17 protein-coding genes are annotated in these 22,854 nt (G+C 70.7%); 9 read left to right on the plus strand and 8 right to left on the minus strand.

Features of this window, described 5'->3' with window-relative positions:
- The first annotated feature begins 140 nt into the window (after positions 1-140).
- Complete coding sequence (locus tag ACWDSL_RS19135) at positions 141-1,343, plus strand: cytochrome P450 (RefSeq protein WP_450486807.1); 1,203 nt, start codon at positions 141-143, stop codon at positions 1,341-1,343.
- Positions 1,344-1,348: 5 nt separating this feature from the next.
- Positions 1,349-1,564, plus strand: coding sequence for a ferredoxin (locus ACWDSL_RS19140; RefSeq protein ID WP_089514384.1), 216 nt, complete (start codon positions 1,349-1,351; stop codon positions 1,562-1,564).
- A gap of 87 nt (positions 1,565-1,651) precedes the next feature.
- Here ACWDSL_RS19140 and ACWDSL_RS19145 read toward each other — a convergent pair whose 3' ends face one another.
- Positions 1,652-4,366, minus strand: coding sequence for a SpoIIE family protein phosphatase (locus ACWDSL_RS19145; RefSeq protein WP_450486809.1), 2,715 nt, complete (start codon positions 4,364-4,366; stop codon positions 1,652-1,654).
- A 240-nt stretch (positions 4,367-4,606) separates the two neighbouring features.
- On the opposite strand from ACWDSL_RS19145, the gene ACWDSL_RS19150 reads away from it, so the two are divergent.
- The 4 genes from ACWDSL_RS19150 to ACWDSL_RS19165 all read left to right on the plus strand — a co-directional run bounded on the left by ACWDSL_RS19150 (position 4,607) and on the right by ACWDSL_RS19165 (position 9,333).
- On the plus strand, positions 4,607-6,052 hold the full coding sequence (locus ACWDSL_RS19150; RefSeq protein WP_450486811.1) for a glyceraldehyde-3-phosphate dehydrogenase: 1,446 nt from the start codon (positions 4,607-4,609) through the stop codon (positions 6,050-6,052).
- A gap of 45 nt (positions 6,053-6,097) precedes the next feature.
- Entirely contained in the window at positions 6,098-7,486 is a 1,389-nt protein-coding gene (locus tag ACWDSL_RS19155) for a CAP domain-containing protein (RefSeq protein WP_450486813.1), read from the plus strand.
- Positions 7,487-7,579: 93 nt separating this feature from the next.
- Positions 7,580-8,590 (plus strand): permease, encoded by a 1,011-nt coding sequence (locus tag ACWDSL_RS19160; protein WP_450486815.1) that lies wholly within the window; start codon positions 7,580-7,582, stop codon positions 8,588-8,590.
- Positions 8,587-9,333 carry a TIGR03943 family putative permease subunit gene (locus tag ACWDSL_RS19165; protein WP_450486817.1) on the plus strand — a complete coding sequence of 249 codons (747 nt, stop codon included), beginning with the start codon at positions 8,587-8,589 and terminating at the stop codon, positions 9,331-9,333. The genes ACWDSL_RS19160 and ACWDSL_RS19165 overlap by 4 nt, the downstream gene beginning before the upstream one ends.
- Before the next feature lie 55 nt (positions 9,334-9,388).
- Here ACWDSL_RS19165 and ACWDSL_RS19170 read toward each other — a convergent pair whose 3' ends face one another.
- From ACWDSL_RS19170 to ACWDSL_RS19185, 4 genes are all read right to left on the minus strand, one after another.
- Positions 9,389-11,482: a non-reducing end alpha-L-arabinofuranosidase family hydrolase gene (locus tag ACWDSL_RS19170; protein WP_450486819.1), complete on the minus strand. Its 2,094-nt coding sequence runs from the start codon at positions 11,480-11,482 to the stop codon at positions 9,389-9,391.
- A 15-nt stretch (positions 11,483-11,497) separates the two neighbouring features.
- Complete coding sequence (locus ACWDSL_RS19175) at positions 11,498-13,147, minus strand: glycoside hydrolase family 43 protein (protein ID WP_450486821.1); 1,650 nt, start codon at positions 13,145-13,147, stop codon at positions 11,498-11,500.
- 306 nt (positions 13,148-13,453) lie between these two features.
- Positions 13,454-14,026 carry a TerD family protein gene (locus ACWDSL_RS19180; protein WP_089509949.1) on the minus strand — a complete coding sequence of 191 codons (573 nt, stop codon included), beginning with the start codon at positions 14,024-14,026 and terminating at the stop codon, positions 13,454-13,456.
- A 112-nt stretch (positions 14,027-14,138) separates the two neighbouring features.
- The gene (locus tag ACWDSL_RS19185; protein WP_450486823.1) at positions 14,139-15,074 is read right to left on the minus strand and encodes a DMT family transporter; all 936 of its coding nucleotides are present in this window, start codon (positions 15,072-15,074) and stop codon (positions 14,139-14,141) included.
- A gap of 75 nt (positions 15,075-15,149) precedes the next feature.
- Between ACWDSL_RS19185 and ACWDSL_RS19190 the strand changes: the two genes are divergently transcribed.
- The gene (locus ACWDSL_RS19190) at positions 15,150-16,001 is read left to right on the plus strand and encodes an AraC family transcriptional regulator (protein ID WP_450486825.1); all 852 of its coding nucleotides are present in this window, start codon (positions 15,150-15,152) and stop codon (positions 15,999-16,001) included.
- Between the two features lie 18 nt (positions 16,002-16,019).
- On the opposite strand, the gene ACWDSL_RS19195 is transcribed toward ACWDSL_RS19190, so the two are convergent.
- Positions 16,020-18,467 carry a glycoside hydrolase family 95 protein gene (locus tag ACWDSL_RS19195; protein ID WP_450486827.1) on the minus strand — a complete coding sequence of 816 codons (2,448 nt, stop codon included), beginning with the start codon at positions 18,465-18,467 and terminating at the stop codon, positions 16,020-16,022.
- Positions 18,468-18,555: 88 nt separating this feature from the next.
- A complete protein-coding gene (locus ACWDSL_RS19200) occupies positions 18,556-19,437 on the minus strand; it encodes a helix-turn-helix transcriptional regulator (RefSeq protein WP_450486829.1) in 882 nt (293 codons plus the stop codon).
- A 259-nt stretch (positions 19,438-19,696) separates the two neighbouring features.
- Between ACWDSL_RS19200 and ACWDSL_RS19205 the strand changes: the two genes are divergently transcribed.
- Positions 19,697-20,446: an SDR family oxidoreductase gene (locus tag ACWDSL_RS19205; protein ID WP_450486831.1), complete on the plus strand. Its 750-nt coding sequence runs from the start codon at positions 19,697-19,699 to the stop codon at positions 20,444-20,446.
- A 92-nt stretch (positions 20,447-20,538) separates the two neighbouring features.
- Positions 20,539-20,769: a tautomerase family protein gene (locus ACWDSL_RS19210; RefSeq protein ID WP_450486833.1), complete on the plus strand. Its 231-nt coding sequence runs from the start codon at positions 20,539-20,541 to the stop codon at positions 20,767-20,769.
- On the opposite strand, the gene ACWDSL_RS19215 is transcribed toward ACWDSL_RS19210, so the two are convergent.
- Positions 20,766-22,854: hypothetical protein (locus ACWDSL_RS19215; protein WP_450486835.1), on the minus strand; the 2,089-nt coding region annotated here is incomplete at its 5' end. The genes ACWDSL_RS19210 and ACWDSL_RS19215 overlap by 4 nt on opposite strands.

A 22,854-nucleotide genomic window follows, 5' to 3' on the forward strand; every position in this document is an offset into this window, starting at 1 on the left:
CGACACTCCTCTCGTCCGCTCTCCGCGATCCCCGCGGCCCTATGGGGGGATCGCCGGATCAACGGCGCAATCGGGCCGTTGACCGTACCAAGGCACGGCTCCTACGTTTGTAAGCACGTGCTTACGCAAGGGAGGTCACGGTGACCACAGCGGAGACGACCGTGCAGTCGGAAACGATCGCCTATCCCTTCAACTCCTCCGAGGGCCTGGGGCTCAGCCAGGCGTACCAGGAAGCCAGGAACCGCACGGGGTTAGTGCGGGTGCGCATGGCGTACGGCGAACCCGCCTGGCTCGTCACGCGCTATGCCGAGGCCCGGCTGGTGCTCGGCGACCGGCGCTTCAGCCGCGCCGCGGCGCTCCACCACGACGAGCCCCGGCAGTCCGAGGGCCGGCGCAACAGCGGCATCCTGACCATGGACCCGCCCGATCACACCCGGCTGCGCACCCTCGTCGCCAAGGCGTTCACCGTCCACCAGGTGGAGAAACTACGTCCGTCGGTGCGGCAGTTGACCCATGAACTCCTCGACGAACTGGAGGCCGCCGGGCCGCCCGCCGACCTGGTCGACCGCTACGCCCTGCCCATCCCGGTCGGGGTCATCTGCCGGCTGCTCGGTGTGCCGGAGGAGGACCGGCCCAAGTTCCGGGCCTGGAGCGACGCGGCGCTGTCCACCAGCTCCCTGAGCGCCGAGGAGTTCGACCGCAACCGCGACGAACTGCGCGCCTATATGGCCGGGCTGATCGAGATCCACCGCGCCGCGCCCCAGGACGACCTCATGACCTCGCTGATCGAGGCCCGGGACGCCGGCGACCGGCTGTCCGAGCTCGAACTCGTGGATCTGTGCGTGGGCATTCTGGTGGCCGGACACGAGACCACCGCCACCCAGATCCCCAACTTCGTGCTGACACTCCTGGACCACCCCGGCGAACTGCGTCGTCTGCGCGAGGAACCCGCCCTGCTGAACGGCGCGGTCGAGGAGCTGCTGCGCTTCGTACCGCTGGGCAAGGGCGCCTCCCAGCCCCGCTACGCGACCGAGGACATCGAGGTGGGCGGCCAACTGGTGCGCGCCGGAGAGCCCGTCCTCGTCGCCGTCGGCTCCGCCAACCGAGACGCGCTGCGCTTCGACGAGCCCGGCAAACTCAACGTGGCCCGGCCCGCCACCCAGCACCTGGGCTTCGGCCACGGTGTGCACCACTGCCTCGGGGCGCCGCTGGCCCGGCTCGAGCTCCAGGAAGCGCTCGGCGCGCTGATCACCCGCTTCCCGGGGCTGTGCCTGACCGGGGACGTGGTGTGGAAGGACCAGATGATCGTCCGCGGACCGCGCGTCATGCCGGTCGGGTGGTGAGCGGCATGACCTGGAAGGCCGAGATCGACGGGGGCCGGTGCATGGCGTCCGGCATGTGTGCCGGAATCGCTCCCGATCTGTTCGCCCTCGACGCGGAACACGCCCGTCCGCTGGCCGACGAGGTCCCGGAGGAGGAGCGGGTACTGGACGCGGCCGACTCCTGTCCCGCGGCGGCGATCACCGTACGGGACGGGGCCACGACGGTCGGACCACGCCCCTGACCTCCGGGCCTGCGCGAAGGGCACTACAGTGTGTACGACCGGGCGCTACGGTCCGTACGTCGGGCGCTACAGACGGCATGTCGAGCGCTACAAGGCCGACGGATCACCCTGGCCGACCAGGCTGTCCCCGAGCCCCAGCGCGCCATCGTCGAGCGTCCCCGTGCCGCTCAGGGCCTGCTCGGCCCAGATGACCTTGCCGTCGGCGGTGTAGCGGGTGCCCCAGGCTCGCGCGAACTGGGAGACCAGGAACAGGCCGCGCCCGCCTTCGTCGGTGGTCCTGGCCCGCCGCAGATGGGGGGAGGTGCTGCTGCCGTCCGAGACCTCGAAGGTCAGATCGCGGCCGCGGAGCAGCCGTAGCCGCACGGGCGGGGCACCGTAGCGCAGGGCATTCGTGATCAGTTCGCTGATGATCAACTCGGCGGCGAAGTCGGCCTCCTCCAGACCCCACGACCGTATCTGCTGGGCGGCCGCGGCGCGGATCGGGGCCACCGCCGCCGGGTCCAGCGGCACCTCCCACTCGGCCACGTCCTTGGCGTCGAGCACGCGGGTGCGGGCCACCAGCAGCGCGATGTCATCGCTCTGGCGGGCCGGGCGCACGGTGTCGAGCAGGGTCTGGCAGGTCTCCTCGGGGCCGAGGTCCGGGCTGTCGGCGAGGGCGCGGCGCAGCGGGTCGAGGCCGGTGTCGGGGGCGCCGTCGTGGCTGTCGAGGAGCCCGTTGGTGTACAGCACCAGACGAGTCCCCTCGGCCAGCGGGAGCTCGGCCACCTCGAAGGGCTCCCCGCCGAAACCCAGGGGCGGGGAGGCCGGCACGGCGGGGGTGTGCGCGGTGCCGTCCGGGCCGATCAGCACGGGCGCCGGGTGGCCTGCCCTGGCCACGGTGCACAGGCCGCGCACCGAGTCGTAGATCGCGTACAGACAGGTGGCTCCGGTGATCCGCGCGCCGTCCGGGTCGGTGTCCTGCTCCAGGTCGAGCCGGGTGACCAGCTCGTCCAGCAGGGAGAGAAGTTCATCGGGGGGCAGGTCCAGGGCCGAGAAGTTCTGCACCGCGATGCGCAGCCGGCCCATCGTGGCCGCGGCGTGCAGCCCCTGCCCGGCCACCTTCCCGACCACCAGGGCGACCCGGTGTCCGGGCAGCGGGATGACATCGAACCAGCTGCCGCTCGTCCCGCCCTGCGCGGGCAGGTAGCGCGTGGCCACCTCCGTGGCGTCCTGCTCGGGCAGGCTGCCGGGCAGCAGGTTTCGCTGCAGGGTGGTGACCATGGCGTGCTCGCGGGCGTACCGGCGTGCGTTGTCGACACAGATGGCGGTGCGCCCGGACAGCTCCCCGGCGATCGCCAGGTCCTCTTCCTCGAACGGCTCGCTCCGCCGCGTCCGCCAGAAGTTGGCCAGCCCCAGAGTGACGCCGCGATAGCGCAGCGGAACCGTGATCAGCGACTGGATCCCGTGATCGGGGAGGTGCTCGGCGGGGGCGCCGAGTCCGGTGGTGCCGCCGCCCGCGGTCTGGTCGCTCACCGCGGTCTGGTCGCTCACCGCGGCCTGAAGGACGGCGTGGCCGGTCCGCAGGGCCTGGCTCTGGGGTGCGGTGGGACGGTAGACGGCCCGCTCTCCCGGGCGGAAGAGGGGGTGTGCGGTGGTGTCGCCGTCCTCGCCGTCCTCGCCGCCCACCGCCGTGCGGTGCAGCACCTCGTACGGTGGCTCCGGCTCCTCGCCCTGGAGTACGGGGTCCAGCAGCTCGACGGTGACGATATCGGCGAACCGGGGGACGGCCACCTCCACCAGCTTCTCGGTGGTTTCGGTCAGCTCCAGGGTCGAGCCGATCCGCACCCCGGCGTCGTACAGCAGCTCCAGCCGCTCGCGGGCCGCCGAGGCCCGGCCGGACAGCGCCTGCAGCTCGGTGGTGTCCCTGAGTGTGGCCACGCTTCCGGCGGGGCCGCCCCTACGGTCCGTGGGCCGGAGATTGACCGCCAGTAGCCGGTTGCCGCTCGGGTACACCTCGTCCGTGACGGGGCGCCCCGACATCAGCAGCTCCGTGAGCCGCGGCTCGAGGCCGAGCTCGGCGATGTGCCGCCCCTCGGCGTCCGGGGCGAGGTCCAGCAGCGCCCGAGCCTCGCTGTTGACCAGCAGCAGCCGCCCGTCCGCGGCCAGGACCAGCACCCCTTCCCGGACCGAGTGCAACACCGCGTCGTGGTGTTCGTACATCCGCGTCATCTCGGTGGCGCCCAGGCCGTGGGTCTGCCGCCGCACCCGCCTGCTGATCAGCGCGGTGCCGCCGGTGGTCAGGGCCAGCGCCCCGGTGGCGCTGCCGAGCAGCAGCGGCAGCCGCTGCGTCATCACGCTGTTGACGCTCTCGACCTTGACCCCGACCGACACCCCGCCGAGGACGCTGCCGTCGGGCTTGAGGACGGGGACCGCCGAGACCACGGACAGGCCCTGGCTCGCATGAAATGTCTCCGAGATCGTCTTTCCGGCCAGCTCCTCCCGCACCAGCTTGGCGGGGCCGATGATCCGCTTGCCGATCAACGTCGTATCGGGGTGGGTGAGGCGCAGGCCACGACGGTCGAACACCACGACGCTGTCGACGCCGGAGCCCTTCCGCGCCGCTTCGGCGGAGTCCCGGAGCAGCGCGGTCGGGTGGTTGCCGGCCATGGCCTGGGCCACCCCGGGGGCGTTCGCCATCGTCCCGGCGACCGCGAGAGAGCGCCGTCGGGCGTCCGTCATGCCCTGGCTCCGCGCCTGGAGCGCCAGGCCCACGACCGCGCCGGCGACCAGGAGCAGGACCAGCAGCAGCTGCAGGATGAACACCTGCCCGGCGACGCTCCGGGTACGCGAGAGGGCCCCCAGCCGTCTCCAGCGGGACGTGAGGGGAGCTTCGGACCCGGATCGGGGCCGATGCCGCCGCCAGGACATACGAGCATGTGTGCTCATGTCCGCATTTATAACATTCCACTCGGTGCGATCGACAGGGCTCGGGTGGCTCCGTTTGAAAGATCAAAATGGCGGGGGGTTAGCATATGAGCGCCGCCTAGCTCGAAAGATAAATTTGTGACTGTCAACGAGGACTCGTTCACCAACTGGAAACAGCGCGAGGAGATCGCGGAGTCGATGATTCCGATCATCGGGAAGCTGCAGCGCGAGCGGGACGTCACGGTCCTCCTCCACAGCCGCTCCTTGGTGAACAAGTCAGTGGTCAGCATCCTCAAGACCCACCGATTCGCCCGGCAGATCGCCGGTTCGGAACTCTCCGTCACCGACACCATGCCGTTCCTGCGGGCCCTCACCGCGCTGGACCTCGGCCCCTCCCAGATCGACATCGGCATGCTGGCCGCGATGTACAAGACCGACGACCGCGGTCTTCCGGTGGAGAAGTTCACCGCCGAGGCCGTCGCCGGCGCCACGGGTGCCAACAAGATCGAGTGCCGTGAGCCGCGTGACGTCGTCCTCTACGGATTCGGCCGCATCGGCCGCCTCGTCGCCCGCCTCCTCATCGAGAAGGCCGGCTCCGGCAACGGTCTGCGGTTGCGCGCCATCGTCGTCCGCAAGGGCGCCGGCCAGGACCTCGTCAAGCGCGCCTCGCTGCTGCGCCGTGACTCCATCCACGGCCAGTTCCACGGCACCATCACCGTCGACGAGGCCAACAGCACGATCGTCGCCAACGGCAATGAGATCAAGGTCATCTACTCCGACGACCCGACGTCGGTGGACTACGCGGCGTACGGCATCAAGAACGCCATCCTCATCGACAACACCGGCAAGTGGCGCGACCGCGAGGGCCTGTCCCAGCACCTCCAGCCGGGAATCGACAAGGTCGTCCTGACCGCCCCGGGCAAGGGCGACGTCCCCAACGTCGTCCACGGCGTCAACCACGACATGATCAAGCCGGATGAGCAGATCCTGTCCTGCGCCTCCTGCACCACCAACGCGATCGTCCCGCCGCTGAAGGCGATGGCGGACGAGTACGGCGTGCTGCGCGGCCATGTGGAGACCGTCCACTCGTTCACGAACGACCAGAACCTGCTGGACAACTACCACAAGTCGGACCGCCGCGGCCGCTCGGCCCCGCTCAACATGGTCATCACCGAGACCGGCGCGGCCTCCGCCGTCGCCAAGGCGCTGCCCGACCTCGAGGCGACCATCACCGGCAGCTCGATCCGGGTCCCGGTCCCGGACGTGTCGATCGCGATCCTCAGCCTGCGGCTCGGCCGCGAGACCAACCGCGAGGAAGTCCTCGACTACCTCCGCGAGGTGTCGCTGACCTCGCCGCTCAAGCGCCAGATCGACTTCACCAGCGCCCCGGACGCGGTCTCCAGCGACTTCATCGGCTCGCGCCACGCCTCGATCGTCGACGCCGGCGCCACCAAGGTCGACGGGGACAACGCGATCCTCTACCTCTGGTACGACAACGAGTTCGGCTACTCCTGCCAGGTCATCCGCGTCGTCCAGCATGTCTCCGGGGTGGAGTACCCGACCTACCCGGCCCCGCTGGTCTGAGCCCGGCGCCGGAACCCTGGGCAGCGCCCCCGCGTTGGGTGTGACATGGGCGAACTGGTTCCCGGCGGAAACACCTTGCTCCCGGACGGCATGCTGTTCATCCGGGTGCAGGGCCCCTTCGACCTGTCCGTGCTGATCACCGGAGACGACGGAAAGGTCTCGTGGGACGGCGACTTCGTCTTCTTCAACCAGCCCACCGCCCCCGGCGTCCTGCTGCAGGGCGACACCGTCACCCTCCGGCCGGGGCAGCTGCGGCGGGGCGCGAGCCGCGTCACGGTGGTGATCAGCCCCGCCGAACCCGGCACACCGCTCGGTAGGCTGCCCGCCCCCACCATGAGGGTCAGGGGGGCGGGTGGGGGGCAGGAGATCCTGTTCACCCCGCCGCGCCCGACCGAGGAGACGGTGCTGCTGCTTGCCGAGATCTACCGGCGCGGCGTCCGGTGGAAGATACGGGCCCTGGGGCAGGGGTACGCGGAGGGGCTGGCCGGGGTGGCGCGGGACTTCGGCGTCGACGTCGCGGACGACGGCGAGCAGTCGCCACCTCCGCCGCCGGCCCCGCCGTTTCCGCCACCTGCACCGCCGTATCCGCCGTCGGCTCCGTCGTTTCCGGCGTCCGCTCCGTCGTTCGCCACGTCCCCGGCCGGGGCCGCCCATGACCCCGACGGTTTCCTCGGCCTGGTCAACGGCGTACGGTCGCGGACCGGGGCCCCGGCCGTCGCCCTCGACGCCCGGCTGAGCACGGCCGCCCGGGCCCACGCCGAAGCCATGGCCGCACAGGGCAGCCTCGGCCTGGAGAGCCCCGACGGGACATCGGTCTTCCACCGGATCGCCACTACTGGTTACTCCTGTCTGACCATCGCCGAGCACATCGTCTCCGGGCCCCGTACGGCGGCCGAGTTCGTGGACTACTGCCTCGAGGACGGTGAGCGCGGCGCGCCGTTCCGGGATGGCTCGGTCGCCCATGTCGGAATGGGCCGGGCCGTCGGCGGCCGCTCAGGCGAGGTTTTTTGGACCGTGCTGTGGGCCCAGCCGTTCACGGCCGCGGGCCTGGCCCGTACGGCGGAGGAAGTCCGCGCGCTCACCAACGCGGAGCGGGCCGCGGCCGGACTGCCGCCGCTGGCCCCCGACCCGGACCTGACCGTGGCCGCGCAGCGGCACAGTGAGGACATGGTCGCCCGCGACTTCTACTCCCACACCGCCCCCGAGGGCAGCCAGCCATGGGACCGGGCGGCGGCCGCCGGATGCCGCCACCGCGGCATCGGCGAGAACATCGCATGCGGCCAGCGGACCCCCTCGGAGGTGGTCCGCGGCTGGATGGACAGCCCAGGACACCGCGCGAACATCCTGAAGCCGGAGTTCAGCCACATCGGGATCGGCTACGCGACGGGGAGCCGGGCGGGCACCTACTGGACGCAGCTGTTCGGCAGCGTATGACCCGCCGGGGCGGATGAGCAGTTGTGCGTGCGCCGGCGTACTGAAGGGGAGAGGCACCCACTCGCGACCCCTTCGACGCCGGAGGTACCCACCGTGGCCACCGTCAAAGCCGCCCCGCCCCCGGCCGACCGCCGTGCCGCGGCCGACCGTCAGGGCGGGCGGCTGGATTCGTCGCTCGTCCTGACCATGCTGCTGGTCCTGGCGGTGGCGGCGCAGGGGCCGGTGCGCCGGGCGCTGTCCGCGCCGGTGATGCAGAGCTGGATGACCGTGTTCGTCGCGGTGGTCGTACAGGCCCTGCCCTTCCTCGTCCTCGGTGTGCTGCTGTCGGCGCTCATCGCGGTGTTCGTTCCGCCGTCGTTCTTCGCCCGCGCGCTGCCGCGCCGCCCCGCCCTGGCGGTGCCGGTCGCCGGGGCCGCCGGGGCGGTGCTGCCCGGTTGCGAATGTGCCTCGGTGCCGGTGGCCGGGGCGCTGGTGCGCCGGGGTGTCGCGCCCGCGGCGGCGCTGGCGTTTCTGCTGTCGGCCCCGGCGATCAACCCGATCGTGCTGACCGCCACCGCCGTCGCGTTCCCCGGCCAACCGCGGATGGTCCTCGCCCGGTTCGTCGCGAGTCTGCTCGTGGCCTGTGTGATGGGCTGGCTGTGGCAGCGGGTGGGCCGCGCCGAGTGGCTGCGCCCACCGGCCCGTCCGGCGCTCGACGGCCAGGGCAAGGGGGCCGCGTTCTGGGGGTCCGTACGCCACGATGTCATGCACGCCGGCGGGTTCCTCGTCGTCGGCGCGATGGCCGCCGCCACGCTCAAGGCCATGGTGCCGGCGCGTTGGCTGCACACCGCGGCCGACGACCCCGTGGGGTCGATCCTCGCGCTCGCGGTCCTCGCGGTGCTGCTGTCGATCTGCTCGGAGGCCGACGCGTTCGTGGCCGCGTCCCTGTCGCAGTTCTCGCTCACCGCCCGGCTGACGTTCCTCGTCGTCGGACCGATGATCGACCTGAAACTCTTCGCGATGCAGGCCGGCACGTTCGGCCGCACCTTCGCGCTGCGCTTCGCCCCCGCCACCTTCGCCCTGGCGGTTCTGGTGTCGGCCCTGGTCGGGGCGGTCCTGCTGTGAACCGGAAAGCACAGGCGGTGGTGCTGTTCCTCGTCGGAGTGGCGATGCTGCGGGCGGGCTGCACCGATCTCTACCTCCGTTACGTCAAGGCCGGGTTGCGCCCGCTGCTGCTGGCCTCCGGGGGTGTGCTGATCGTGGCGGCCGTCGCCACCGTCTGGTACGAACTGCGCGGCCCGAAGACACCCCCCGGCCACGACCCGGAGGGCGGAAGCCACGAGGAGGGCGGCCACGCCCACCGCGAACCACGTGTGTCCTGGCTGCTCGTCCTGCCCCTCTTCGCGCTCATCCTCGTTGCCCCGCCTGCGCTCGGCTCCTACAGCGCCATGCACACTGGTACGGCCCTGCAACGCCCCTGGGGCTTCCCCGACCTCCCGGCCAAGGACCCGCTCCCGCTCAGCGTGGCCGACTACGCCGGTCGCGCGGTCTACGACCACGGACACTCCCTGCGGCATCGGCGGATCAAAATCACCGGCTTCCTCGCGCTCGACCGCGACGGCGCGCCCTATCTCGTCCGCATGGCCCTCAACTGCTGCGCCGCCGACGCTCAGCCGGTCAAGATCGGGCTGACCGGGCGGATCCCTCCCGTCGTGCAACCCGACACCTGGCTGGAGGTCACCGGCACCTACACCGGTAAACGGACCAAGGATCCGCTCAACGGCGGTCCCATCCCGTTTATCGAGGTCAGCCGCGCCAGGCCGGTCGCGACCCCGCGCGACCCGTACGACGAGAGCTGGAACGGCTGACCCCCTTGGGGCCGCCGCGGCCCCGTACGGGATCCGCGGCGACCCCGGTGGTCGGTCAGCAGGAGGAGTTGGTCTGGGTGAGCAGGCCGAGTCGCCACGGCAGGGTGTTGTAGTCGCCGCTGGCGTTGGGGTTCATGCCCTGGTAGAGGTACTGCATCTTGCAGGGGTTGATGGTGAGGGTCTGGTCGTAGCCGGCGCGGATCAGCTCGCCGTGGCTGATGTCCTTGGTCCAGGCTCCTGCGGGGAAGGCGGTGTTGCTGGCGCGGGCGAACGGGTTGTTCTCGGAGGCGGCCAGCTGGGTCCAGGAGCCGCCGAGGCTGTTGGAGGTCCAGGAGCGGAAGTACCGTTTTCCGTCGGATCCGATGGCCTCGACGATCAGCAGATATTGGTTGCTGTCCTGCACCTTGTACACATTGCTCGCCTCGAACAGGGCGTACTTGTTGGAGTCCTGGGCGGCGATGACGGTGTTGGTGAACCCGTTCGGGAACTGGGCGAGGGTGGTCTGGGAGCGGTACAGGTGTCCGTTGTCGTCGGAGGAGAACAGGTAGCAGTTGGCGCTGTCGCAGATCACCCACATGTCGACCCAGTAGCCGTTGCCGATGTTCTGCTTGATGATGTCCGGCATCGAGGAGTAGAAGTTGCGCGGAGCGCTCCACCCGTTCGGGTTGCTGATGTCGGTGTTGGTGGAGAACGAGGCGTTGCCGGTCTGATACACCAGGTACCAGGTGCGCTGGGGCGCGAAGTAGAACACCTGGGGTGCGGCCCGGTATCCGGTGCCGATCCCGCTGCGGTCCAGGTAGTAGTGCGGGGCCGAGGCCGCCTGGGACCAGTCGGTGAAGCTCAGGTACACCAGGCTGTATCCGGAGGCGCTGGCGACGCTGGCGAACACGTGGTACTTGCCGTTGTAGTAGACCACGGTCGGGTCCTTGAGCCCGGCGATGTTGTGGGTGGAGTCCGGCTTCGGGGACATCAGGATTCCGCTGGAGCTCCAGCTGAAGCTGCCGGGCAGAGCGGCGGCCGAGCTGGGGGAGGCGGTGTTCTTCGCCGTGCCCTTCACCGCGGTCTTCGGCACGGAACTTGCCGCGGCCGCGGGGGTGCCGCCCATCGCGGACAGCGTCGCGTTGTATGCGGCCTTCTTGTTGCCGTTGCCGTCGAAGAGCAGCGGCTTGTCCCCGGCGCGCCAGGAGTCGGTGTCCCGGATGCCCCATGTGGTGAGGCCGTTGCACCGCGCCACGTTCATGCAGGCCTTGACCGTGTTCGCGTACGCGGTCGTCGGTGCCTGCGCGATGTCGAGCTCGGTGATCTGCACGTCCACGCCGAGGGCGGCGAAGTTCGACAGGGTGGTCTGGAAACTGGCCGGCGGGCCGCCGGTGCCGAAGTGGGCCTGGAAGCCGACGCAGTCGATGGGCACACCGCGCGCCTTGAAGTCGCGCACCATGCGGTAGACGCCCTGGGTTTTGGCGTCGCTCCAGTTCTCGATGTTGTAGTCGTTGTAGCAGAGCTTGGCCGACGAGTCGGCCGCCCGCGCGGTGCGGAATGCCTCCTCGATGAAGCCGTCGCCCAGCAGGTTCTGGAAGACCGACGGGCGGTGCGCTCCGCTGCCGCCGTCGGCGAACGCCTCGTTGACCACGTCCCAGGCGTAGACCTTGCCCTTGTAGTGGGCCACCTGGGTGGTGATGTGGTTGTTCATCACGCTGCGCAGCGTGTTCGCGTCGCCGATGGAGCTGACCCAGCTGGGCAGTTGGGAGTGCCAGACCAGGGTGTGGCCGCGTATGCGCTGGCCGTGTGAGGTGGCGTGGTTCACGATCTGGTCGGCCGGGCCGAAGTTGAACGAGCCGCGGGAGCGCTCGGTGGTGTCCCACTTCATCTCGTTCTCGGGGGTGACCATGTTGAACTCGCGGTTCAGGATGGTCGAGTACGTACCGTCGCCGAGCTTGCCGGCGGCCACCGCGGCCCCGAAGTACCGCCCGGACTGGGCCGCCTGAGCGCCCAGGGTGGACGCCTGAATGGAGTCAGCGGCAGCGCCGGAGCCGGTAGGCGTCGCGGTGGCGGGTGCGGCCGTCGCGGTCCCGGCCACCGCCATCACGCCGGCGGCCAGCAGCCCTAACGCCGAGGCTCGGCGTCGGCCGGATCTGATCAGAGGGGTCATGTCTCTCCTTGAGGGTCAGGGCGTGCTCAGTTCGAAGCGTGCGATTCGCACCGAGCCGCCGAGCGCCTGGGTGGCGTGGTTGAAGATGGCGTACCGGTAGCCCATGAAGAACCGCCAGTCGTTGCCCATCGTGAAAGCGGGGCCGAGGCGGGTGAAGGTGGTGCCGTCGGTGCTGTAGGAGAAGGTGCCGGGCCGGGTGGCGCCGGGGCGGATGTCGGCGGTGGCGCGTAGCCAGATGCGGCCGCCGGAGACGGCCGCGCTCGCGGCCTCGGTGCCGGTGCCGGTGGTGTTCCAGTTGGTGTCCATGGTCAGGCCGTTCACCATCACCACCCTGGTCGTGCCGCCGTCGCGTTTGACGCCGATCCATGCGGAGGAGTCGCGCAGGAGCGCGAGGCCCGCCCGGTCTCCGTCCCTCATCGCGGAGTAGTCGAGCTGGACGGTGGCGGTGGAGGTGGGCCCCTGGATCCGGTGGGTGAGGGTGTTGCGCGCCCAGTACAGATCGCCGGTGACCGTCGCGGTCTGGAGCGTCAGGCCGTTGTTGACGGACCACTTGCTGTTGTCGGGGTTGTGGTTCCACTCCCACTTGGGCTTGAGGGTGGTGCCGTCGAAGGTGTCGACGCCGGTGAGCGGGGTGACCGGGCGGGGCGGGGTGGGGACGGCGGGGCTGGGGTACGAGGCGCCCCAGGCGCCGCCCACGAGCTGGATGGTGGGCCAGCCGTCCGAGGTCCAGGTGACCGGGGCCAACACAGGGATCCGCCCGCCGGGATACGCGTCCACGAAGGCCATGTAGTGCCAGGCGCCGTTCTGTGTCTGCACCAGTCCGCCCTGGTGCGGCACCCCGCCGCCGGAGACCGGGCCGCGCAGGTCGAGGAGGACCTGGCGCAGCGTGTAGGGCCCGAAGGGGCCGCTGGTCGACTTGAGGATGTACTGGCCGTTGGCGGGGCGGGTGAGGAAGATGTAGTAGTTCCCGTTGATCTTGTAGAAGCGGGAGCCTTCCAGGGTGCCGATGCTGGAGGGCGTGGAGAACACCTGCTGTGTGCGCACCTGGGTGCGTCCGTCGGCGGAGAGCTGGGCCACGCTGATGGTGGTGTTCCCGTACGCCACGTACAGGGTGTCGTCGCTGTCGACGAGCAGACCCGCGTCGTAGTACGCGTTGTCGATCGTGGTGAGCCTGGACCAGGGCCCTTCGACGGCGGTGGCGGTGTAGATGTACGTCTTGGCGAAGTCGATCTGGCCGAGCCAGTAAAATGTCCGGTTGCTCGGGCGGTAGGCCAGCGACGAGGCCCAGATCCCCTTGACGTAGCCACGCGCCCCGTTGAGGTCGTACTTGGCGCCGAAGTCCAGGACCGGCACCGAGTGTCCGGCGAACTCCCAGTTGACCAGGTCGTACGAGCGCAGGATGGGCGCTCCCGGCGAATAGTGCATCGTGGAGGCCGAGTAGTAGTAGGTGTCACCGACGCGGATGATGTCGATATCGGCGAAGTCCTGCCAGATCACCGGGTTGGTGTACGACGCGGCAGCGGCGGACGGGCCCTGCGCCTCGGCCGTGCGGGCCGACGCCGTGGCGCGCGGGGCGGTGGTCATGGGGACTGCGGTCGCGGTGATCAGGCCGGTGGCCGTCGTCAGCGCTCTCCGGCGGCTGTGTGGGTGATGGGTCCATGACATATGACGCACTCCCTTGCGCTGTGGGACCGCTCCCACGGAAGGGTGCGGGACGGCGGGAAGGCCTTGCCGGTATGGGGGGTGTGGGTGCTGCCGTACTCGGTTCGCGCTGTGTGCCCCGGTCTGGCGGCGCGTCGTTCGGCATGCCGAATAGCGGCCGGTTATCCGGACGTTGAGGATGATAGGTGACTCGCCGGAGGCGTCAATACCTCTCGCACCATCTGGCACTGCGGCGCCATGCCGCGCCGACGGAACCAGCGGTGTTCCGAGGGAACACCGCTGGGGGAGGAGCCGACTGCCCGGGCGTGGTCAGACGTTGACGCCGTAGTCCTTGGCGATCCCGGCGAGACCCGTCGCATAGCCCTGGCCGATGGCGCGGAACTTCCACTCGCCCTCGCGCCGGTAGAGCTGGCCGAACACCATCGCGGTCTGGTCGTATGCGTCCTCGGTCAGCTCGTAGCGGCACATCTCCACGCCCGTCGCCTGGTGGACCACGCGAATGTACGCGTCCCGGATCCGGCCGAAGGTGATGGCCGCCCCGCCCTCGTTGTGGACCGACACCATGAACACCACGGACTCGGCATGCGCCGGAAGCAGGTTGAAGTCCACGGCGATCTGCTCGTCGTCGCCCTCGCCCGCACCGGTCTTGTTGTCGCCGGTGTGGCGGACCGAACCCTCCGGTGTGGCCCGGTTGTTGAAGAAGACGAAGTGCTGATCCGACAGAACCCGGCCATCGCCGCCCAGAACCAGCGCGCTCGCGTCCAGGTCGACATCGCCCGGGCCGGTGTTCACCTTCCAGCCCAGGCCGATGACCACGCTCGCGAGACCGGGCTCGGTGCGGGTGAGGGAGTAGTTGCTGCCCTTGGTCAGGCTCACGGCCATGAGGTGTTCCCCTTTGGATGTGCGGTGCGTCGGTCAATAATCTACAGCCATGTAGAAGTTGATGGAGTGTCGAGGGTTCGTTCTCGGCCATGTGAGGCGCCCCGGCGCATGCTCATGTGGTCGCACTGCGGGTGTGCAGGCTCAGCACGGCACCCGCCATCAGCAGCAGCGCCCCCGCGCCCTGCACCCCGTCGAACGACTCGCCCATGAAGACCGTGGCGCACACGGTGTTGACGACCGGGACCAGGAACATCATGAGAGAAGCCGACGCGGGCCCCACGGCCGCGATGCCCCGGTAGTACAGCAGGTTGGCGACGGCGGCGGCGCACACGGCGAGATACGCGGCGTTCAGCCACACCCCGGTCGGCAACTCGCCCCAGCGCACCTCCGGCAGATCGGGCACGGCGATCACCCCCAGGAGGACGGCGCCCGCACATGTGGCGTAGGTCGTGGCCCGCAGCGGCTCGATACCGGCCAGCACCCGCGGCCCGGCCAGGGTGTACGCGGCCCAGCACACCGCGCTGAGGAGGAACAGCGCGTCCCCCGCGAGCCGTGTCGAGTCACCGTCCCCGGACGAGGTGCCGCCCGCCCCCAGAAAGAAGACCGCGGCCCCGGCCAGTCCCGTGCCGAGCCCGGCGATACGCGCCGCCGAGGCCCGCTCACGCCGTACCGCCAGCAGAAAGGCGCTGGTGAGCACCGGGCTCATGACCGGGATGAGAATGCCGGCGTCCAAGGAGGGCGCCAGCGACAGCCCCCAGAAGAAGAATGCGTTGTACGCGAACACGCCCAGCACTCCGGCCAGCGCCGCGCGCCACCCGTGGCGCGCCGCCACCTCCGCCCGCCGTCGGCCCGCGGACACCCGTCGGCCCCCGGACACCCGTAGGGCCAGCAGCAGTGCGAGGGCCCCACCGCCGAAACGCATCAGCGCGGCGACGGTGTGCGGCATATGGTCCACCACCGACTTGGAGCTGGAGAAGGCGCTGCCCCACAACACCATGGTGACGCCGAGGAGCGCATAAGGACCGCTCAGGCCCTGTTTCGATGCCATGCCCCCACCCTGGCCACCCGCCCCGCGCCTGTCTTGAACGCTTGTGCGCCCACCAGGTGCAGCACAATGAGGGCCATGGGAACGGAACAGAGCTGGGTGCGCTACTGGCGGGACGGCTCGTATCCGCTGGAGGCGATGCAGGCCCACTTCTTCGACCATGTGTACGCGCCGCACAGCCACGACACGTACTCCTTCGGCATCACTGACGTCGGCGCCCAGCGATTCCACTGCCGCGGTGCGGCTCACACCAGTGGCGCCGGGATGGTGATGGCCTTCAACCCGGACGATGTGCACGACGGCCGGGCCGCCGCGGAACTGGGCTACCAGTACCGCATCGTGCACATCGGCCCCGCGCTGGTGCGCGACGTGCTCACCGACGCGACCGGCAAAGGCGCCGCGGCCATGCCCCTGTTCGGGCAGCCCGTCCTTCACGACACCACGCTCACCGGCGCGCTCACCCGCCTCCACGCCGTGCTCAGCGGACCCGCGGACCCCGGCGTACGGGACGAATGCCTGACCGCGGCCGTGCTCGCGGCGGCCCGCCGCGGCGCCACCCGCGCCCCCCGCCTCCGCGCGGAGTCGGCGAGCGCCCAGCGTCAGATCGCCCGCCGGGCCCTCGCCCTCCTCCGCGAGTCCTGCCTCGAACCATCCCTCACGCCACTGCCCGCCGCCGCCCTGGCCGAGGCGATCGGCTGTAGCCGCTACACCCTCTACCGCTCCTTCCGCGCCGAATACGGCCTGGCCCCCAGCGCCTACCAGCGCCAGCTCCGGCTGCGCCGCGCCCGCGACCTGATGGCCACGGGGATCAGCCCCGCCGCCACGGCGGCCGCCACCGGCTTCGCCGACCAGGCCCACTTCACCCGCTGGTTCCACCGCGCCTACGGCCTGACTCCGGGCACCTTCCACCGTGCGCTGGGGGTTGGCTAGCCCGGGCCGGCCGGGCCGTCAGGCGGGGGTGAGGCGGTACGTCACGCCGGGCTCGGTGTCGAACGAGGTGAGATCCGGCTCGGGGTGGTCCGTCTGTACGGGCTTCCCCTGCGCCGTGACCTTCAGGCGGGTCGTCGCCCGGACCACGGCGCGGGCGCCGATACGGGAGTGCAGCCGGCAGTCGGCCAGGGTGGCGTCGCTCCAGGTGAGATCCACCTCGAAGCCACCGCGGGCCATAAGCCCGTGAATTCGCCCGTTGGGGAGCGAGGGAGGCAGGGCGGGCAGGAGGTGGAGTTCACCGGCGTGGGACTGCAGCAGCCACTCGGTGATCCCCGATGTGGCGCCGAAGTTGCCGTCGATCTGGAACGGGGGGTGCAGATCGAAGAGGTTGGGCGCGGTGCGCTCGGGTGTGAGCAGGTCGCCCAGCAGTTTGAAGGAGCGGTCGCCTTCGAGAAGACGCGCCCAGAAGTTGATTTTCCACGCCAGTGACCAGCCGGTTCCCGCGTCGCCGCGCAGCTCCATGGTCCTACGGGCCGCCGCGAACAGCTCGGGCGTCCCGCGCTTGGTGATCTGGTTGCTGGGATGCAGACCGTACAGATGTGAGATGTGGCGGTGGTTCTGCTCCGGGGCGATGGCGTCCCAGTCCTCCTGCCACTCCTGCAGCTGGCCCTGGGCACCGATCTTCATGGGCGGCAACTTCCCGCGCACGGTCTTCGCCTCGGCCCGCATGTCCGTGTCCTCGCCGAGCAGTTCGGCGGCGTTGACGAAGCCGTCGAACAGATCACGCAGAATCTGGTTGTCCATCGTCGGCCCCGCGCAGACGGACGCATCCGGGTGATGGGCGTGTTCGGGGGACATCGACGGACAGGTGACGAGGTGGCCGCTGGAGGGATCGGTGACCAGGGTGTCCAGGAAGAACAACACCGCGCCCCTGAGCACCGGGTAGCGCTTGCGCAGCGCTTCCTTGTCGCCCGTGAACAGATAGTGGTCCCAGATACCGGTGGTCAGCCAGGCCCCTCCGGTGGGCCAGGTGCCGTAGAAGGCCTGGTCGCAGGGGGCGGTGCCACGCCAGCCGTCGACATTGTGGTGGGCTACCCAGCCGCGTGCCCCGTACTGCGTCCGGGCGGTCCTCGCGCCCGACACCGACAGGTCGGCGAGCATGTCGAAAACCGGCTCCCAGCACTCCAGAAGGTTGGTGACGGGGGCCGGCCAGTAGTTCATCTCGGTGTTGATGTTGATGGTGTACCGGCATGACCAGGGCGGGCTGAGCAGATCGTTCCAGATGCCCTGAAGGGTGGCCGGCTGGGTGCCCGGCCGCGAGCAGGAGATCAGCAGATACCGCCCGAACTGGTAGTGCAGGGAGACCAGTTGTGGATCGAAGGCGGAGGAGAAGTTCTTCACCCGCTCATCGGTGGGCAGCTTCGCCGCATCGGTCGACCCCAGATCGAGTGCCACCCGGCGGAACAGCCGCCGGTAGTCGTCGATGTGGCGCTTGCGCAGCGTCGTGAACGGCACGTCGGAGGCGGCGTTGAGCGGGGCGGCGGCGCGGGCGGTGTGGTCGCCGGTCGGGTTGCCGAAGTCCGTATAGCTGGTCCCGATGGACACCAGCAGGGTGACGGAGTCGGCACCGGCCACCGTGAGCTTTCCGCCCTCGCTGCCGACCGTGCCCCCCTCCGCACCGGCGCGGGCCAGCGCCCGGAACCGTACCTGACCGGTGATACCGCTCCGGGTCTGCCCCGTGCCCTCGAGCGCGACCGTGATCCGGTCCGGCGAGGAGCCGGTCACGCTCTGAGGGCTGTCGAAGGCGGCGGTGAAGGAGATGGAGCCGGGAGTGTCCGCGGTCAGCCGTAAGGCGATGACCTGGTCGGGGTGGCTGGCGATGACCTCGCGACGGTAGGTGACGCCGCCCTGCGTGTAGCGGACCGAGGTGATGGCGGAGTCGATGTCGAGCTCACGGCGGTAGTCGCTGACCTCGCCCTGGGCGGAGAAGGCCAGCCGCAGATCGCCGACCGTCTGATAGGGCAGCTCGGAGAGGGGGTTGCCCATGAAAGTGCTGTCGATCAGGGCCTGGGCGTCGGCCCATTCACCGGCGAAGACCCTTCTGCGGATCTCGGGAAGGTTGCTCAGCCCCTGAGGATTGGCCGGGTCGTACGGGCCGCCGGCCCATACCGTGTCCTCGTTGAGCTGGAGCCTTTCGGTGTCGGTGCCGCCGAACACCATGGCGCCGAGCCGTCCGTTGCCGATGGGCAGCGCCTCCAGCCACTCGGAAGCGGGCCGTGGATACCAGAGGGCGAGCTCGCCGGCGAGCGTCGTGGCGCCGCCGTCGGCCGCGTCGTCCGGCGCGGCGTCGGTCGGGGTGTCCGATGTGGCGCCGGTCTGCTCGGCGGCGTGGGCACCGCCGGACGGGAGACCCGCCGCGCCGGCCGCGGTCGCTGTGGACAGGGCGAAGAAATGTCTGCGGTCCATGGACACAAGACTCAATTCATCGGATGTCTACTGTCAACACACCCAAAGCGGGATGAGCTGCGAGCGACACGCGATAACGGCGGCCGGGTCAGGACTTCGGCTGCTCGAGTCCGCCCGCACCGGCCGTCGTGGTCGTCATCTCCTGCGTGCCGATGACGGAGAGCAGTTCCAGCTGGGCCGCGCCCTCGGTGCCGGGCTGGGCGCTGAACCACAGCAGGCGCTGGCGGCCGTCCTCGCTGAACAGGCTGTGGCAGTCCAGCTCGATGAGGCCGAGCGCGGGGTGGACGATGCGCTTGTGGTCGGCCCGCCGCAGGGCGACGTCATGCGTGTCCCAGAGGGCGGCGAACTCCTCGCTGCGCCGGCGCAGCGCGGTCACCAGCTGGGCCACCTCCGTGTCGCTGCCGCGCCGCGCGGCGACCGCCTGGAGGTCGGCGACGAAGACCCGGGAGTGGCGGGGGTGGTCCTCGGGCGGGTAGAGCGTACGGGTCTCGGGGTCGGTGAACCAGCGGTAGACGAGGCTTGTCGCGTGGCCGCGTACCGCCGGGGGCCGGCCGATGAGCGCGGCGGCCAGGGGGTTCTGCACGAGGGTCTGGTGCAGATCGGTGATCACCTGGGCGGGGGTGGTGGCGAGCCGGTCGAGCAGACCGAGCAGACCGGGCTGGACATGCGCGTTCGGGCCGTGTGTCGCGGGCGGGACCGGCCGGTCGGCGAGGTGGAACAGATGGTCGCGCTCATCGCCGTCCAGCCGTAGCGCCCGGGCGAGCGCGGCCAGCACCTGGGCCGAGGGCTGCGCGCCGCGCCCGCGCTCCAGCTCGGTGTAGTAGTCCGCGGACAGCCCGGCCAGCTGGGCGACCTCCTCGCGCCGCAGCCCCGGCACCCGGCGCCGGGGTCCGGCGGGCAGCCCGACGTCGGACGGGCGGATCCGGTCGCGCCTGGATTTGAGGAACGCGGCGAGTTCGGCATGCTTCACGCCCCCATCGTCGCGCGTACCGGCGGGCTGAGCCAGGGGTTGAGAACCCCAGGGTGGAGACAGCCCTGGCTGACCCCGGAATGCCGGGCCACGCTGAGCACACCGGCAGGGCGCCGTCGGCTCGTCGGCCCGCTGACACGGGACACCGGCAGCGGCACCGACACCGACGCCCCTACGCCTTGCGCCATGAACCATCCGACGTTCCATCCCCCGTTCCATCCCCCGTTCCATCTCCCGTCATCACCTTGCAGGAGTCTGCATGTCCACCCTAGAAACCCCGACGAACCGCGTCGCCATCGTCACGGGCGGTTCCCGTGGCATCGGCCGCGGAACGGTGACCCGGCTGGCCGCCGACGGATACGCCGTCGTGGTCGGCTACGCGGGCAACCGCGATCAGGCCGAGGCCGCCGTCAAGGAGGTCACCGCAGCCGGAGGCAGGGCGGTCGCCGTCCAGGCCGATGTCGCCGACGAGCGGCAGGTGGCCGAGCTCTTCGACACCGCGGAGGCCGAGTACGGCGGCATCGACGTCGTCGTCCACTCGGCAGGCCGCACGTATCTGGCCCCGATCGCCGAGCTGGACCTGGCGGAGCTGGACGTGCTGCACCGCACCAACGTCCGCGGCACCTTCGTCGTCGCCCAGCAGTCCGCGCGGAGGCTCCGCGGCGGCGGTGCGCTCATCACCTTCTCCACCTCCGTGGTGGGCCTGGCCTTCCCCCGCTACGGCGCCTACAGCGCCAGCAAGGGCGCGGTCGAGGCACTGACCATGGTCCTGGCGCGCGAGCTGCGCGGCCGGGACATCACGGTCAACACCGTCGCCCCCGGCCCCACCGCCACCGAGATGTTCTTCGACGGCAAGGACGAGGAGACCGTCGCCCGGCTGGCCGCCCAGCCCCCGCTGGAACGCCTCGGCACCACCGCCGACATCGCCGAAGTCGTCGCCTTCCTCGCCTCACCGGCCGGCCACTGGGTCAACGGCCAGGTCGTCCGCGCCAACGGCGGCATCATCTGACGGCCACGCCGCCCCGTACGAACGTTTCACCCCCGTACGCCATCTACGTCATCTACGTCATCGCAACCCGAACAACCCGAAAGAGAGCCACCGTGCCGTTCGCGAACTTCAAGGTCCCCGCCGGATCCCTCGACGAGAAGCAGAAGGCGACCATCGTCACCCGCGCCACCGAGCTGTACGTCGAGATCTACGGGGAACGTGCCCGCGCCACCACCCTGGTCCTGGTCGAGGAGGTTACCGACGGCGGCTGGGGCATCGGCGGCAACGTCCTGACCCTCGCCATGCTCCAGCAGGACCCCGAGCAGCAGGACCCGCAACACTAAGACTTATCCCGTATGTGTGTACGGGGGCGGCCGGTGTGCGGTCGTGTCGTTCCGGCGTGGGCCTTGGGCCGCTTGGGTGCGGGTCGGGTCTCATCCGGGGTTGCCACGGTGCAGGGTCCGGCATTTCGCCGAGCAGAGGCCGTCCGCTGCCGGGGAAGGGTCTTCCGGCGGGGTTCGGCTGCCGCGCGGGTCCGGCCCGGAGGCGCGGACTTCGGTGCGGTTGACTCGGTCAGGGCTTCTTGCAGCCCTGGGGCGAAGAGGATCTGGGAGGCCCGGGCCCGATGGTGGTCGAGGCGGGCGGTGGTGGGGTCGTCGGGGTCGGTGAGGGTGGTGAAGGCGGCCAGGGCGGCGGAGACCAGGTCCCGGTCCCCGCGCAGCCCGCAGCCGCCTTCGGCCGGGTCGCAGTGGTGGGTGCGCCGGCGCAGGGATTTGGGTGTGCGTCGGCCGCACAGGCAGTGCTGGGACAGGGCGGTGGTGAAAGTCGAGGCGCGCAGGAGTCGTCCGCCGGTGGCGGTGCACTCGGCGGCGAGTGCGGCGATCAGCCGCCCGGGGGTGGTGGCCGAGCAGGCGCGGCCCCACAGGCGGAACCAGGTGCGGATGTCGCAGTCCTCGACGGTCAGGTTCGGGCCGTGGGCGGCGACCAGAGCGGCGGCGATCTTCTTCGCACGGTGGTGGGATGCCTCGGCCGCGCTCGCGGCCGCAGCGCTGTGGCGGGCCCGCAGATTCCGGTAGCCGGTGCTGAGCGTGTCACGGCGGTAGGCCTGTTGGGGTCTTCCGGTCGCGGTGGTGCGCCGGGGCCCGGCCGGGACGGTCACGGTCTTGGTGGGCAGGCATGCTGCCCCTCGGCGTTCGTCGCGGGCCTTTTGACGTCGGGAGCGCTGGTACTGCTGGGGGTTGGAGGCGCGCCGTGAGCGGTCGAGAGCGCGCTGGCGCCCTCGGGCCTTCCTGCGCCCTGCGGCCAGCACGTGTTGCTCCTGCTCGGTCAGGGTGATCCGGTCGGAGTACACGCCGCTGTCATCGGGGTCGAGCGTGGCGGGCAGGGAGACGACGGCGAGGTTGGAGACGTTGCCGTCCACTCCGCCGACGCGCTCCAGGGCGGCGGCCTGCCGGCGCCGGGTACGGGTGGCGGTGGAGGCGTAGCCGGGGGCCAGGAGCATCAGATGGGCCTCATAGGCCCAGCCGCCCGGGGCGGCCGGATCCCGCCGCCGCACCAGATCGACCTTGTGCCACCGGCCTGGGTCGTCCAGGTAGTGCAGCAGATAAGGCCAGCGCCCAGCGCCCTGCGCAAGCCGCACCGGCAGGACGATTTCCCCGCGCCCGGTGGGCCCACCGGCGAAGACGACGGTCAGCGGCCCGGTGTGGTCGAACCAGGTCGCCGCCCTGCCGCGGGGGCGGCCTGCGGCGTCGAGGGTGCTGGTGGGGATACGGCCGGTGGGCCGGGCGGGGGTGGGCATGCGGCGTGGCTGGGCCAGCACCCGCACGCCCGGCGGGAGCTGGGCGGCCTGGGCAGGGGTGGTGACCTGGGGCGGCAGTGCGGGGTGGCGGAAGGTGTCCAGGTGTCCGGCGAGGGTGCCGTGCAGGCGGAAGGTCTCCCACTTGCGGTCGGTGGTGTGCGAGCGGGCCCGGCCCGGAATGCGGGTGTACTCCCACCAAGTGCCGGCCTTGGGACGCCCGGCCCGCCGCCCCGACGCGTCCGGGTGCAGGTGCCGGGCCACACCGGCCCACACCTCGTCGGCCTGGTGCATCACCAACGCCTTCGACACATGATCGCTCAACCAGCATGAGCGCTCCAGATGCCGATACGCGCGGCGCTCCAGCCCGGTGCGGGACAGGCCCAGTTCGGCCCGCCACGCCTTCACGTCCCGCTCGCGCCGCACGTCACCGGCCCAGTAGGCATCCACCACATCCCGCGCATCACGCTGCAGGGCCCGTTTGACCTGCCACATCGCTGAGAACAACTGCTCCACCCGGCGGCGGACATCCACATCGGCGACCACCAGCGGCAGCCGGATCACCGACACCGGCGCATCCTTCGCCCGCCGCCACACCTCACCCCGGTTCGGCCCCCGAAACCGCCGCCCCTCC

Source organism: Streptomyces sp. NPDC000941 (assembly GCF_053599555.1).

Bases quoted from the DNA above. Each gene is read 5' to 3' on its own strand.
- ACWDSL_RS19190 (WP_450486825.1), top strand. From the start codon at position 15,150: ATGGGAACGGAACAGAGCTGGGTGCGCTACTGGCGGGACGGCTCGTAT.
- ACWDSL_RS19180 (WP_089509949.1), bottom strand. From the start codon at position 14,026: ATGGCCGTGAGCCTGACCAAGGGCAGCAACTACTCCCTCACCCGCACC.
- ACWDSL_RS19205 (WP_450486831.1), top strand. From the start codon at position 19,697: ATGTCCACCCTAGAAACCCCGACGAACCGCGTCGCCATCGTCACGGGC.
- ACWDSL_RS19155 (WP_450486813.1), top strand. From the start codon at position 6,098: ATGGGCGAACTGGTTCCCGGCGGAAACACCTTGCTCCCGGACGGCATG.
- ACWDSL_RS19140 (WP_089514384.1), top strand. From the start codon at position 1,349: ATGACCTGGAAGGCCGAGATCGACGGGGGCCGGTGCATGGCGTCCGGC.
- ACWDSL_RS19175 (WP_450486821.1), bottom strand. From the start codon at position 13,147: ATGTCATGGACCCATCACCCACACAGCCGCCGGAGAGCGCTGACGACG.
- ACWDSL_RS19170 (WP_450486819.1), bottom strand. From the start codon at position 11,482: ATGACCCCTCTGATCAGATCCGGCCGACGCCGAGCCTCGGCGTTAGGG.
- ACWDSL_RS19195 (WP_450486827.1), bottom strand. From the start codon at position 18,467: ATGGACCGCAGACATTTCTTCGCCCTGTCCACAGCGACCGCGGCCGGC.
- ACWDSL_RS19185 (WP_450486823.1), bottom strand. From the start codon at position 15,074: ATGGCATCGAAACAGGGCCTGAGCGGTCCTTATGCGCTCCTCGGCGTC.